This window comes from Enterobacter sp. IF2SW-B1 (genome assembly GCF_001743375.1).
In the GTDB taxonomy this organism is placed as follows: Bacteria; Pseudomonadota; Gammaproteobacteria; order Enterobacterales; family Enterobacteriaceae; genus Enterobacter; species Enterobacter bugandensis.
Genome location: NZ_MJAA01000235.1, coordinates 1 through 460, shown reverse-complemented (window position 1 = coordinate 460; position 460 = coordinate 1). Strand labels below are relative to the sequence as shown.

The 460-nt window shown below is 69.1% G+C and carries 1 protein-coding gene; it reads right to left on the bottom strand.

Annotated features, from left to right (window positions below; genetic code table 11):
- Positions 1 to 460: amidohydrolase family protein (locus tag A6013_RS24270; protein WP_139128297.1), on the bottom strand; the 460-nt coding region annotated here is incomplete at both ends.

Here is a 460-nt window from a genome sequence, read left to right as displayed (position 1 = left end):
CAGCGGGTCTTCGACAACCCCGGACTCGTTCAGCGTGTCGCAGTGCAGCGCCACCTGAATATCCATCTCTTCGGCCACCTCCAGAGAGCAGTTGATCGCCGCGGGCGTCTCGCCCCAGTCTTCGTGGATCTTCCGCCCGATGGCGCCGGCGGCGATCTGCGCGCGCAGGGCATCCGGGTGGGAGCCGTTACCTTTGCCGAGCAGGCCAATATTCACCGGCAGCGTATCGGCGGCCGGCAGCATGCGGGCGATATACCACGGCCCCGGCGTGCAGGGGGTGGCGTTGGTGCCCGCCGCCGGTCCGGGGCCGCCGCCAATCATGGTGGTGACGCCGGAGACCAGCGCCGCTTCCGCCTGCTGCGGGCAGATCCAGGGGATGTGGGTGGCGATCCCGCCAGCGGTGACGATCTTCCCCTCGGCGGCAATCACTTCCGTCGCAGCGCCGATCGGGATCGTCACG